The sequence below is a fragment of the Clostridium beijerinckii genome (assembly GCA_003129525.1).
Classification (GTDB): domain Bacteria; phylum Bacillota; class Clostridia; order Clostridiales; family Clostridiaceae; genus Clostridium; species Clostridium beijerinckii_D.
In genome coordinates, this window is the sequence record CP029329.1 from 3933682 (window position 1) to 3948111 (window position 14430).

A 14430-nucleotide genomic window follows, 5' to 3' on the forward strand; every position below is an offset into this window, starting at 1 on the left:
TTTTATATTGCATATAATGTATTAATCTTCCTTATATCTTATAACTTCAAATCTTTCTATGTCATAGTCTTCGTCAAAATCTATATTAGCCTTATCACAAGCAATACTTAATTGTTCCTCTACAGTATCTACGCCTTCAAGATCTGGTAACAACAATCCACGTCTTCCATTGCACAATACAATAACTCCATATTTTTTAGGATTTAGTTCTTCCTTTTTGCATTGTACTGAATCCATAAGCACATCTACAGATATATCAATATCCTCCATTTCATTTTCCATCACTGCCGGAAATCTTGGATCATGAATTGCTGCTTCTATGGAATTTCTTATTATCTCTTCTCCTACAGAATTAGTTGTAGGTATTATTGTTCCTATGCAGCCTCTAAGATGACCAAATTTTTTTAAAGATACAAAAACACCATGTCTTTCAACTAAAAGTTCACTAGGTAAATTAGATATTTCTTTTCCGTATCTAAAATAATGATTTAAATTTGCTCTAGCAAGCTTTACATATGGATTATTGCTATTTAATTTTTTCTTGAATTGGTCTTCTTTATATTTTATTAAGGAATCTAAATTACTTTTATTTTCTTCTTGTTTTTTAAGCTTCATTACTCCATAACCTACTCCAAAAGGTCCTTCATAAGATAAAAGTTCTCCCTTTACCTCATTGCCTTCCATAACTCCAAGAAGTATATAAACAGAATTTAATCCACATTGTCCTGCTTCTTCAATCATAGTTTTATTCATATTAAAAACTTTAAGAACATTGCCCTCTTCAAGATTTTTTAAAAGTTCATGGTCAAATTTTTCTCCATATGGTGAATAAGAATATGATTCTTCATCTTTAAGTTTATGAGACAAGTCTCCACTAGCTATTATTACAGCTTTTCTATTTAATTCTTCTGCTACTTTTTTTACTTGCATACCAAATTTATATAAGTTTATATCACCTATCATAGAATAAGTAATATGAACTAACTTATAGTCATTATAATATTGGTTAACAAAATATAAGGGAATCATTGTACCATGATCTAATTCATAGGTAACATTATAGTTATCTAAAAAATCTGAATTCACAAGAACTGAAGGTATTCCTTCTAAATGACAAACTGTTCCTAACTTAATATTAAACTGCCTATCTATGGGAATGTTCATCTTTATATTAGTGCATCTAAATTGGCTTAAATCCCCAGAGATTATCTCTTCGTTTGATATAGCTATAGCATCAGAAAACATTGCTGCATGTGGAGTTATAATTATTATTGTATCCGGCTTAATATCGGCTATTTCTCTTCCTATTTCATTACACGCCAAACTTGTTGCTTCTATTTTTTTCTCTTCACCTTTGCCTATGTCTGGAATAATAATTGGTGGATGTGGCATTAAATAATATCCTAATATATTTTCCATTACTACACCTCTTAATCAACTTATTCTATATCTCTAGATTTCTCATTATCTTTAACTTTTTCTAAATAATCTTTTTGATTCACTATATTTTGTTCAAAGTCTTCTATTGCATGTTTAGTAAAATTACCTACCCTCATTAGATTACGAAATTTATTTCCATTACCTTTTATACTCATCACAAAATCCTCCTCAAATTATAATATTTAATATAAATATCAAAAAAAACACCAAATCAAATATGCTTAATTATAGTATCTCAAATCAAGTTATATTTTATTAGTATTAAGAGATATTTTTAAAATAACAAATCAAATATACATTACTATCTCAAGAGAATTGCTACTTCTAATTCTCTATATTTCTTAAACATGTTGTAACTTATTAGCTTGTTTTGTAATTTATTGTTAATTGCTATTCAACTTTCAACTCTTTTTCTACATTTTTATTACTAATTAATTAGTTTTAATATATAATATACAACAGCGCTATTATGTAATATAATCATTCTATTGTTTAAAAATAATTTGATTTATTTTAAATGATATTAACATAGATATTATTTTAAGAATAAACAAATACTAATATAAACAAATACTAATATAAATATATTTAATGTAAAGGAAGACTAATTATGAAATCTATTAATAAGCAAAATGCTTGTACTAAAATGTCCTTAGGAGGAATCTTAGTGACACTAGGGATAGTTTATGGAGATATCGGAACTTCACCACTTTATGTAATGAAATCAATTATAATGGGTAATGGTGGTTTAGCAAACATATCTGAAAATTTTGTCCTTGGATCATTATCCCTAGTTTTTTGGACGATTACAATTTTAACAACAATAAAATATGTTCTTATCACTTTAAGGGCAGATAATAAAGGTGAAGGCGGAATTTTTTCTCTTTTTGCTTTAGTTCGCCGTCGTGGAAAGTGGCTTATTATTCCAGCTATGATTGGTGGATCTGCATTACTTGCTGATGGAATGTTAACACCTGCTGTAACTGTAACTTCAGCAATTGAAGGATTAGAGATAATTCCACGTTTTAATGTTATTTTGGGAAGCAATCAAAATATTATTATTACAATTGTAATATCAATAATAACTATTCTTTTTTTTATTCAACATTTTGGAACTGATTTTATTGGAAAAGTGTTTGGTCCTGTTATGCTTTTATGGTTTTGTTCATTAGCAGTCTTTGGAATTATTAATATTTCTCATGATTGGACATTACTTCGTGCACTTTCTCCACACTATGCAATTAATATTCTTTTTAGTAGTGAAAATAAATTAGGATTCTTTATTCTTGGAGGTGTATTTTTATCATCAACAGGTGCTGAAGCTCTTTACTCAGACCTTGGTCATGTTGGTAAAAAGAATATTTATGCCTCTTGGCCTTTTGTTAAGATATGTTTATTGTTAAATTATTTTGGTCAAGGAGCTTGGATATTGGCAGCTAAAAAAAATCCTATGTTTTTAAATGAAAAAGACTTAAATCCTTTTTTCCAAATGATTCCGCACAACTTTTTGATTTTTGCTATAATACTTTCAACAGCTGCTGCAATTATTGCTTCTCAAGCCTTGATTTCAGGATCATTTACACTTGTTTCTGAAGCAATTAAATTGAATTTATTTCCTAGATTGCATACTGTGTATCCATCTAGTTCCAAAGGACAGCTCTATATACCGACAGTAAATAGCATTTTATGGATTGCTTGTATTGGAATTGTTCTTTACTTCAGAAATTCTGCACATATGGAAGCAGCCTATGGACTAGCAATTACAGTTACTATGTTAATGACAACTATTCTCTTATTTAACTATTTATTGAAGAAGAAAGTTCCATTTGTTATTTCTTTAAGTATGCTTATTTTCTTTTCTATTTTTGAATTTTGCTTCTTTATTGCAAGCATTGTTAAATTTATGCATGGAGGCTTTGTAGCTGTCTTGATTGCTTTAGCAATTTTTATTATTATGTATATTTGGATCAACGGTTACTATATTAAAATGCGTTTATTGGAAAATGTTCCAATTTCAAATTATAAGGACCAACTAAATAACTTACGTCTAGATAATGATCGACCTAAATATACAACAAATCTTGTATGTTTAACCACTTGTCGAGAACCTGAACAAATTGAAAGAAAAATAATGTACTCTATCTTAGATAAAAGACCTAAGAAAGCAGATGTTTATTGGTTCGTTAATATTGTTGTTACTGATGAACCTTATCAAGCGGAATATACAATAGACACTTTGGGAACATTCTACATTGTAAAAGTTCAATTAAAGCTTGGATTCCGAGTAGATCAAAAATTAAATGTTTTTTTACGTCAAATTTCAACTGAGTTAGTTGAAAGTGGAGACATAAAAGTTCAATATAGAAGCTATACCACAATGCCTGACCGAAAAGTTGGTGATTTTCGTTTTATTTTAATTCAAGAACAACTTTCACATGAATCAGAATTAACTCTTTGGGAATCATTTATACTTAAATCTAAATTATTTATAAAAAAGTTTACTGTTTCTCCATCAAGATGGTTTGGACTTGATACTAGTGATGTTGATATTGAAAATGTCCCACTATTTCTAGGCGAAAATTGTCATACCACTTTAAAAAGAATTTCAAAATAGCTTAGTTTTTCCGTGGACTTCTCATTAAAAATCACTGTTCACTGAACTGTTGTATTTGAATTTTGATTTTGATATATTTGAATTAAAAGGGGTATTCTTCATAATGAAGAATACCCCTTTTAGTCATTGTAAAAAGCTTCTATTGCTTATTGAGTAAATTATTTATTTTTTTACCATTGTTCATAATGCACTATATCTTCAAGTTTTTTTCTTGGACGAGGCTTTGGATCTTCATCTGCATATCCTATAGTCAAAACACAAAGTACATATTTATCATTTGGTACATTTAATACTGGTCTAATTTCAGCTTGAGTAAACCACGCAACCCAGCAAGTACCTAACCCCAATTCAGTAGCTGTAAGTGACATATGTTCCACTGCAATAGCAGTATCCCTAATTACTTGTTTTATTTCTTCTTCTTTGCTATTTTCATTTATACAAATTTCTATATTTTCATCTATTCTTGAGCGTACATCTGCCACACATGCAATGTGTACAGGTGCAGTAGACATCCATTTTTGATTATGTGATACCTTTGATACCCTCTCTCTGTTTCCCTTAGATTTTATCACGATAAATTGCCATGGTTGTGTATTACTCCCTGATGGTGCAAGTCTACCACTTTCAAGTATTTGCGCTAATTTTTCTTCTTCAACTTCCTTATTAATATATTTTCTTATACTTCTTCGTTTTTCAATTGCTTTAATCATAATATTTTTCCTCCAATATATATAATTATAATTAATTTTCGTTTTTCAAAATTCTCATAAATTATTATATAAATGGGATTAGCTTTTCATATACAATTAAAAAATAAGGCTAGAAAATGATTAAAAACTTTCTAGCCTTATTTTTAATGTTTCTTATCAGTTTCTACTAAAACATTTGTTTAAATAATTTATTTTCTTTTACATCTTGTGTCACTTTAACAATATCACTAGTATCGCCAATTAATATAGCACCACATAGACGATTGTTTGCAAAATAGTATTTTGTATATGTCCTTTTAACTGGATCTTTAAATTCTACTGTTTTATATTGAACATTAGGCTTCTTTCCATTATCTCCAATTGAGTATAATGAAGTATTCATACCATTAAATGTTAAAGCGGCATCTACAGTTTCATAAATTAATGAATCCCCTGTTGCATTGGCTCCAGCTACTTTACCCATTTCTATACTTTGTGGCCAAATACCATAATTTATTCCATTATATTCTGCACAATCTCCACATGCATAAATATCTGAAATATTAGTTTCCATTTTTTCATTTACAATAATAGCTCTATTAGCATTAATTCCTGCTTCTTTTGCTATTTTAGAATTAGCAGAAATTCCACAAGATATAATAACAAGATCTGCTTTAATAACTTCGCTTTCATTAATTCTTACACCAGTAACTGAATCTGTGCCTTCTATTTCATCAATCTTAGAATTTAATCTTACATCAATTCCTTCACCTTTAATTATTTCTTCTAAGAATTTTCCGCCTTCAGTATCTAACTGACGTCCCATTAATTTATCCTCAATTTCTAATACAGTAACTTTACATTTTGCTTTGCTTAATTCCCATGCAGCTTCAAGCCCAAGAACTCCACCACCAATTACAACAGCATTTTTTACTTTTGGTAGTAATTGAATAACTTTGTCAGTATCAGAAATACGACGAATTGCTATAACTTCTTCTTTATCAACACCTAAAATCGGAGGAACAAAACATTCAGAACCTAAAGCATAAATACATTTATCATATTTAAGCTTAATTCCATCTTCGAAAATAACTTCTTTCTCTTTTACATCAATCTTAATTACTTCTCTATCAAGTACATTTGTTATATTCTTTTCTTTGTACCAAGCTTCATCATGAATTGCAATTTGATTTGAATTAAACTTAGCTATCATTGACTTTGTTAACATTGGACGATTGTATCCTAGTATACTCTCATTTGAAGCCAAAACTATAGCGCAAGTTTCATTTCTTTCTCTTATAGCTGTTGCTGCACTTATACCTGCTGCACCATTTCCAAGAATTAAATAAATTTCATTTGTATTTTTCTTATATTCATTTTCATCAACTTCAACTGTTATAAAGTTTTCTTTACCTACACCACAAACCGGACAAATTTCAAGGCTAGAATCAAATATTTCTCCACAAACTAAGCATTTAACTAATGTTCTCTTAGCTGATTTTTTCTTTGGATTTTCTTTGTTTTGTAGAATGCATCCAAAATTATAACCGTAGTCATAAGCTTCGCTTAAATCACTATCACTTGGTTTAAATTTAATACGTAACCCATCGACAACTTTCATATTAAGTTGTTTTAATCTTTCTATAATATGAGGAACTCCTTCTCCGCTCCATCCATAGCTTCCAAAAGCACTAGCAAGTTTTCCTCCATGAGTTTTTGCAAAAATTGATATAGTCAAATCCCAAATTGGTTCTAATGCTTCACCAACGATTGTAGGCGTACCAAAAAGAATCCCATCTGCATATCCTAATTCTTCTAAAACCTTACTTTTATCTACTTCTAATAAATCATAATCTCTTACATCTATATCTCCACTAGATTTAATTCCTTTAGCTATTTCACCTGCCAATTCTTTTGTATAACCATAAGCGCTTACATATGGTATAATTACTGTTTTTCTTGGATTTGGATTAACTACTTTACACCATTTAGCATTAAGTTCTTTAATTTCTTCTATTCTACAATCAATAACTGGACCATGTCCTGTACAAATCATATCAATATCTAAATCTTTAATTCTATTTAATGCTTTTACCATAAATGGCTTAAATGGTCCAATAATATTATCAAAATAATATTTCTTAGCTCTTAAATAACCTTCGTTATCTGTAACCTTACTTAATAAAACTTCATCAAAACTATAATGTGATCCAAAAGAGTCGCAAGTAAGCAAAGTTTTATCTTCTTCTATATATGTATACATTGTATCAGGCCAATGTAAATTTGGAAGAGACATAAAACGTAAAGTTTTATCACCTAAATCTAAAGTGTCATTTTCTTTTACTGCTATACTATAAAAATCATGATTTACGATATTCTTTAAAAATCCTATAGCCACTCCAGTTCCAACAATTTTAATATTGGGATTTATTTCAATAAGCTTTTCTATACTACCTGCATGATCTGGTTCTGTATGATTTACTACAATATAATCAATTTCACTTATATTAACAAGTTTATTTAATGTTTCTAAATAATCATCAAAAAATTTAGCTTTTGCTGTTTCAAATAATACTGTCTTTTCACTTGTTTTCAGTATATAAGAATTATATGAAGTCCCAAATTCCGTTTCCATAACAATATCAAATACTTTTAACTCCGGGTCTAATACTCCTGTCCAGTAAAAATTCTTTTTCAATTCCAACGCATTCATCTAATAATTCTCCTTTTCATAATATATGTAAAAATTATATCTCTTTTGCTAGAGACAAGCAAAATTCTTTTAAAAACTTATTTAAATTTAATACTACATTATTCTTCTTGCTGCATAAAAATCATATACTGGTCCTACTTTAATTACATCTCCTGTTTGTGGTGCATGAATCATTTGTCCATTTCCAACATATATACCAACATGACCTGTATGTGGAAATACTAAATCTCCTGGCTTAAGTTGATCTTGACTAACTGACTGTCCCTCATTTATTTGAGTGTATGTTGTCCTTGATATATCTATTCCTGCAGCATGTTCATACACATATTGCGTAAATCCTGAGCAATCAAAACTATCTGTGCCTGTTGCCCCCCATACATAAGGTTTTCCTAATTGTGCATATGCTTCATTTAGGATTGCTTGAGCATTTCCTGATGATGGCGCAGCTACCGATGAATTTGTTTTTTTGTTGCTTGATTTTGTATTTGCTGCTGCTACCTTTGTTTGTGCTTCTTTTTCACGTTTTATAGCTTCTTTTTCCTCTGATACTTTCTTTTGATTTGCTACTACTTTTGCTTTTTCTACTTTTTCATTAATTTCATTTGTAACAATTGGGCTCTTAATTTGATTATTTCTAATACTTATTAATTGATTAATTGCTCCTTGAATTTCTGAAGATGAACTATTAGTATTATCTATAACATCAAATTGAGTCTTTACAGCTTCTCTTTCCAATTGTGATAAATATTCTGAATCAAATTTACTTTTTTCTACCTTAGCCTGATTTGCTAAAACTACTTGATCTTTCTTCTTTTTATCTAATTCAGTTAAAGTGTCTTTTACTTCTTTATTTAGTTTATCTATTTCAGCTTTCTTATCTTGTAAAGACTTTATTTTACTATTTAATTCCCCTTTTTTATTCTCAATATTCTCTATGGATAATTTATCTTTTCCCACAATTTTAGTTACTGCTTCTACTCTGGAAAAAAGTTCACTCGTGGATTCTGCTTCAAGTACAAAATTTATATAATTGAATTCTAAATCTCCGGATGTATACATTGCTTTAACCCTTTGTCCTAATGCCAAATCTAACTCATTAATTTCTTTTTTACACTGTTCGATGTCTTTTTTAGTATTTTCAACTATCTTATTAATGTTTTCTATTTCTCTTTTATTTTTATCTACAGTTAATTGAAGTGGTTCTATTTGTGTATCCAAATCATAAATCTTTTTTTCAATATCTCTTATTTTGTTTTCAATTTCTGCATACTTCTGTCTTGAATCATTTAACTGTGTTTCATTAGGAGCCGCTAGTACTGGCATTGAAGTACATATCATTATTATAATTGCTAACATAGTAGCTAAAACTTTATTTTTCATATGTGTTTGGTTTTTTAAAACCCTGTCCCCCTTTATTATTCCCTGTTATTATATTATTATAGCATTTTTAGTAGTTACCAACAATCCGTATATATGCTGAAATATTACATTTTTCTGATTTATATCTATATATATATGACTTTTTTCACAGCATTCTTTGCCTAATCAAAAATGTCTTAAAGAAAGCCAATTTATTACTTTAGTAAAAAAACAGTAAATTTAAAGCTGCAACCTCTTAAATAGACATGGCTTAAAAATCTAGTATATTATCACTTAGTGTAGTGATTTTTTAGTTAATAAAAAGGAGCTGTTGCAAAGATAAATTTTTCAAAAAAGATGTTAGTTAAAAAAACTTTTCAACAACAAAACAGTCCCACTTATTATAAGTAAATAAATAATTACTTTTTTCACAGTCTCTTCTTTCATCTTTGAATCAACCTTAATTCCTATTATCATCCCTAAAAAAACTGCTGGTGAAAGAAATAAAGTTAAAATAAATATTTCTTTATTTAATATCCCAGTGAACAAGTACAAAAAAAATCTAAATATATTATCTACTAAAAAAACACAACAGATATTTGCACGAAATTCACTTTTATTATCAGTAGTTCTGCTAATATATGCAACTAAAAGAGCACCAATTCCATAAAGTCCTGCTAAAACACCTGAAATTACTCCTATTAGTACCATAAAAATCGGGTTATTCTTCTGGCTTTCATTTTTATTAGGCTTTCTTGTCCACATTTCCAATGCCATTCCAACTACTACTACTCCTAATATAGATTTTAATATCCTATCATTACCTACCTTTAGCAAAAATGTACCAGGGATAATTCCAGCTAGCAACATAAGCGATAAAGGAATAACAACTTTAAGAGAAATGTTTTTTCGTTCTCTCCAAACTATATAAGTATTTGTTGGAATACCAAAAATAAGGTCCACAGGTGTAGTTAGCCTATTTGACACTACAAAAGAAAATAACGAACCCATAACAAGTGTATTACCAAATCCAGTTATGCCCTTTATAAAATATGCTAACAAAGTCGAAATAAAAAGAAATATATTTTGCATTATTTACCTCCATCAAAGTCCTAGCTACTATTGCTCAATAATTTACTCTGTGCATAATTCAAAGAAACTATAACTTAATAAGTATGCTTATTATCCCAATACCACCTGACCCTGCTAAAGTTATTTCAACTGGCAACGAGGCCCTTAGTGTATCTTTATGATAATTTCTAATATCATATATTTTCTCTTTTACTGAGCTTGGTAAATCAAGAACTATATATGAATCATGTTGAAAGTCCATTTAATAATCCTCCATTTTGCACGCTTTGCTCTTATTTACTATTATACAGTAATTATAACATATATTTCTACAAAATCCCCAAGGGACTCTCCGTAATACTTATTTTCTAAACATTAGATTGAAATTCAATATTATTCCCAAGTATAATTTAATTCATCTATCGCCATACTTAGTATTTGTTTATCTTTTGATGTAACTATATTTCTTATTCTACCTTTTCTTTAACCATGATATCAACACCCTTTCTAATAAATGCTATCATAGTTATTTTTCCTATGCCTTTCCTTAATGCAAAAAATAAAGGATACAGGATTAACTCCCATACCCTTAACAAACTCATGCTATTAATATATATATTTTTTTGATATCTATATATTAGAAATCATAAAACTATATTCTAAATCCTTCCTAGAATCTATGCAGAATTCTGATAATACTGTTGCTCCCCAACTATCATTTCCACCAACGCCCATTTGTTTACCAACGATATTGACATTTGTGAAATTAATAGGTGGTAAATCTTCTTGATGAAGAGCATTTTCAAGTTCCATATTAGTATATGGTAAAACACTAAATTCAAATGGTGATTTCTCATAAGCAAACTTAAGTCCGTCTCCATTTTTATTTTGAACAGTTACCCACCTAGTTCCAGTTCTGTTACCACATTCTTGTGGCACTAAGTACTTAGATAGGTTATCTACTGGTGTACTTTTATAAACACCTAGTCTGGCACCTTCTGAGCGGTCAACATAATTTTCATCAGGTCCCATTCCATACCACTCAAAAGAATTAAATTCTGCTAAAAGCCTAAAATTCATACCTAGTACTGGTAATTCTGGCAATCCTTCTACTCCTTTATACAAAACATTAACTTTTATTATTCCGTCTTCAGTAACTTCATAAGTTACCTTAACATTCGTAGATGGAATTGTTGGTAATTCATAAGTGTATTTTAATATGATTTTATTTTCATGTTCTTTCATTGAAAAATCCATATATTTTTGGCACATTGTAGCACTAAGCCACTGAGAACATCTAAACTCATGTTTATTTCCTCTATCATTATCCGTAGTTGCTCTCCAATAGAAGGTCTTTGGAGTTCTTGTTATGAATTCTTTTTTTGCATATCTTAGAGATACAATTCCGCCTTCCGATTTAGAAAATATAACTTTAAAATCTTTTCCATGAACACCTATGTTTACATCACCATGAACAACTTTTATCTTAGAATTAGAGTTATTTTTGATAGGCTCTTTTCTTTCAAAAACCGTTTGTCCAAAAGCTACTTCGTATCCTTTATTTGCCCAAGCAGTATCTTCTGACAATATCAATGAAACTGTAAAGACAAGTTCTTCTGAGCAACTATAATCTCCAACTGGTAATTTTACATACTTTTCTTCTCCAGCCCCTACAGACACTTTTATTTTGCCTTCATCTAATAACTTTCCTTCTTTTTCAACTTTATAATATAAATCATAAACTTCCGTATTCGCAAAAAGATTTTTATTGTTAATATTAACACCATTCTTATCTGGAGTTAATTTTATATTTTGATATAAATATTTAACTTCCCTAGCTTTAGGTGATGCAATTCGATTTGCATAAACCAGACCATTTCCTGAAAAATTATAATCAGATGGGCGATCAGTAAAATCTCCTCCATAAGATAAAACCTCTTTCCCATTTGGTGTTTTTCTATAAAGAGCTTGATCTCCATAATCCCAAATAAATCCACCTTGATACATTAAATATTTATCTTCAAGTTCTGTATATTTCATCATTCCACCACAAGAATTCCCCATAGCATGCATATATTCACAACTAATATAAGGTTTCTTTGGATCATTACTTAAATATTCTTCTATGTCCACTGGTTTAGCATACATTCTGCTTTCCATATCGCTTGTTTTTTCATATTCTCTATTCCAAAATACACCTTCATAATGAACCAAGCGAGAAGAATCCTTTCTTCTAAAATATTCTGACATTTGAAATATATCTTCTCCAGCATAAGATTCATTACCACATGACCAAATAAGAACAGATGGGTGATTTTTATCACGCTCTAGCATTGAAGTTGCACGGTCTATTACTACCTCTTGCCATTCTGGAAGACTACCAGGTATATTCCATGATGGTTCACATTGTCCCATCTTTTGCCAAGACCCATGACTTTCTAAATTAGTTTCATCTATTAAATAAATACCATATTCATCACAAAGCCTATACCATAAGCTTTGGTTTGGATAATGTGAAGTTCTTACAGCATTAATATTATGTTGTTTTAAGAACTTAATATCCCAAAGCATGTCTTCTTTGGTAATTGAGCGCCCACGTCTTGCACTAAATTCGTGACGATTTACTCCTTTAAATACTATTCTTTTTCCATTAAGACACATAATTTTATCTTTCATTTCAAAGCATCTAAAACCAACCTTTTGTGATACTATCTCAATTAAAGTATCATCTTCCTTTTTTACTAAAACATAAAGAGTGTACAAATTTGGTTCTTCTGCACTCCATAACTTAACATCTTTAACATCAAAAAATAATGTTAACTCATTAGCAAATGAAATTTCACTTGTTTGCACACTTTTATTTTCACTTTCAAATCCTAAGTATGCTTTTGCAACTTTATTCCCTACTGAATCTTCTAAGTAACCTTCTATTTTTGTATTTTCATTTCCTGTCATTTTAAGATCCACCTTAAGTTCTGCATTTGTAAAATCATGTGCTAAATCTGTTTTTACAAAAAGATCGCTTACATGAGTTTCGGGGATTGCATATAAATAAACATCTCTAAATATTCCTGAAAATCTCCAAAAATCTTGATCTTCAATCCAACTTGCACTACTTCTCTTATAGACCTCTACCGCAAGTTTATTTTCTCCTTCTTTTAAATACTCTGTAATATCAAATTCTGATGGAGTAAAAGTATCCTCACTATATCCTACAAATTCTCCATTAACCCATACATAAAATGCTGTTTCAACACCTTGGAATGAAAGAAATGTTTTCTTATTTTTTAACTCGTCTTTTACACGAAAAAATGTTACATAACTTCCAACTGGATTATAAGTTTTTGAAATGTGAGGTGGTCTTAGTTCGTCATGACCTTCCCAAGGATACATAGTGTTAATATATTGACATTTATCATATTCTTGCAATTGAATGTGGCCTGGTACTTCAATATAATCAAATTCACTTACGTCAAAATCTTCTTTATAAAAATCTTTAAGTCTTAATGATGAATTTTCGCTATAAGAAAATTTCCATCTTCCATTTAAATTTTGCTTAAGAATCATTTCATCCTCTAATTTAACATGTTCCATTTTTTCATAAAACCAATGATCTGAATGTGCATCTATTCTATTTATTTTAAAAATTTCCGGATTTTCTAGCCAATCCAATGTTGGTTTAATATCTTTCATTTTCTTCCCTCACCTTCACTTATATCTCTTTAGCATAAACTAAACTGAATAATTTCAATAAAAATTATTCAATTCTTCTATTTTTATAATAATATTCTTTATCGCGTTCATTTATTTTCCTTAATACTCGGCATGGATTTCCTACAGCCACTACATTTTCAGGAATATCATGAGTAACAACACTTCCAGCACCTATAACTGAATTATCTCCTATGGTAATGCCCGGTAAAATTACTGCATTGGAACCTATCCACACATCGTTACCAATTCTTACCGGAATTGAAAACTGAGTACCTGGTCTTCGAAGATCTGAGTCAACTGGATGCCCTGTAGGGGTTATTGTCACATTAGGTGCTATCATTACATTCTCACCTATATAAACATCAATATCATCTACAATTACAAGATTAAAATTAGCATAAAAATTGTTTCCAATATGCACATTTATACCATATGCCATGTGTACTGGTGCTTCAATCCAAATATGTTCACCCATATCACCCAATAACTTTTTTAGTAAATTTTTTCTTTTTTCTTCTTCACTTGGACGTGTATTGTTATAATCATATAATAATTCTTTACACCTTTTACGTTCCTCTTCAAGCCCCTCTCCCACATCTATATACAACATGCCATTTTTCATTTTCTCTCTAATTGTCATAATAACCTCCATAATTAATAATATTTATTTCAATTCATTGTTTCACATTTTATAAATAATCTTTACTTTGCTATTTGATACAGTTGTGTACTTTATATAATTTTATTTGTGTAATCTATTACATGTTGCATTGAAGTTGCCCATAAACCTTCAATATATTTCAATTAACTTATATTTACATGCTACTAAA

8 protein-coding genes are annotated in these 14430 nt (G+C 29.4%); 1 reads left to right on the plus strand and 7 read right to left on the minus strand.

Annotation, left to right across the window (positions count from 1 at the left end):
- Positions 1-21 precede the first annotated feature (21 nt).
- Positions 22-1419 (minus strand): AMMECR1 domain-containing protein, encoded by a 1398-nt coding sequence (locus DIC82_17745; protein ID AWK52725.1) that lies wholly within the window; start codon positions 1417-1419, stop codon positions 22-24.
- 631 nt (positions 1420-2050) lie between these two features.
- Here DIC82_17745 and DIC82_17750 point away from each other — a divergent pair.
- A complete protein-coding gene (locus DIC82_17750; GenBank protein ID AWK52726.1) occupies positions 2051-4054 on the plus strand; it encodes a potassium transporter Kup in 2004 nt (667 codons plus the stop codon).
- Between the two features lie 170 nt (positions 4055-4224).
- Here DIC82_17750 and DIC82_17755 read toward each other — a convergent pair whose 3' ends face one another.
- The 6 genes from DIC82_17755 to lacA all read right to left on the minus strand — a co-directional run bounded on the left by DIC82_17755 (position 4225) and on the right by lacA (position 14240).
- On the minus strand, positions 4225-4764 hold the full coding sequence (locus tag DIC82_17755) for a nitroreductase (GenBank protein AWK52727.1): 540 nt from the start codon (positions 4762-4764) through the stop codon (positions 4225-4227).
- Positions 4765-4930: 166 nt separating this feature from the next.
- Positions 4931-7456: a pyridine nucleotide-disulfide oxidoreductase gene (locus tag DIC82_17760; GenBank protein ID AWK52728.1), complete on the minus strand. Its 2526-nt coding sequence runs from the start codon at positions 7454-7456 to the stop codon at positions 4931-4933.
- Positions 7457-7549: 93 nt separating this feature from the next.
- Positions 7550-8836 carry a glycoside hydrolase gene (locus tag DIC82_17765; GenBank protein ID AWK52729.1) on the minus strand — a complete coding sequence of 429 codons (1287 nt, stop codon included), beginning with the start codon at positions 8834-8836 and terminating at the stop codon, positions 7550-7552.
- 339 nt (positions 8837-9175) lie between these two features.
- Entirely contained in the window at positions 9176-9907 is a 732-nt protein-coding gene (locus DIC82_17770; GenBank protein AWK52730.1) for a sulfite exporter TauE/SafE family protein, read from the minus strand.
- Positions 9908-10516: 609 nt separating this feature from the next.
- On the minus strand, positions 10517-13579 hold the full coding sequence (locus DIC82_17775) for a beta-galactosidase (protein AWK52731.1): 3063 nt from the start codon (positions 13577-13579) through the stop codon (positions 10517-10519).
- A gap of 64 nt (positions 13580-13643) precedes the next feature.
- Positions 13644-14240: a galactoside O-acetyltransferase gene (lacA, locus tag DIC82_17780; protein AWK52732.1), complete on the minus strand. Its 597-nt coding sequence runs from the start codon at positions 14238-14240 to the stop codon at positions 13644-13646.
- Positions 14241-14430 lie beyond the last annotated feature (190 nt).

Bases quoted from the DNA above. Each gene is read 5' to 3' on its own strand.
- DIC82_17745 (AWK52725.1), bottom strand. From the start codon at position 1,419: ATGGAAAATATATTAGGATATTATTTAATGCCACATCCACCAATTATT.
- DIC82_17755 (AWK52727.1), bottom strand. From the start codon at position 4,764: ATGATTAAAGCAATTGAAAAACGAAGAAGTATAAGAAAATATATTAAT.
- DIC82_17760 (AWK52728.1), bottom strand. From the start codon at position 7,456: ATGAATGCGTTGGAATTGAAAAAGAATTTTTACTGGACAGGAGTATTA.
- DIC82_17750 (AWK52726.1), top strand. From the start codon at position 2,051: ATGAAATCTATTAATAAGCAAAATGCTTGTACTAAAATGTCCTTAGGA.
- lacA (AWK52732.1), bottom strand. From the start codon at position 14,240: ATGACAATTAGAGAGAAAATGAAAAATGGCATGTTGTATATAGATGTG.
- DIC82_17775 (AWK52731.1), bottom strand. From the start codon at position 13,579: ATGAAAGATATTAAACCAACATTGGATTGGCTAGAAAATCCGGAAATT.
- DIC82_17765 (AWK52729.1), bottom strand. From the start codon at position 8,836: ATGAAAAATAAAGTTTTAGCTACTATGTTAGCAATTATAATAATGATA.
- DIC82_17770 (AWK52730.1), bottom strand. From the start codon at position 9,907: ATGCAAAATATATTTCTTTTTATTTCGACTTTGTTAGCATATTTTATA.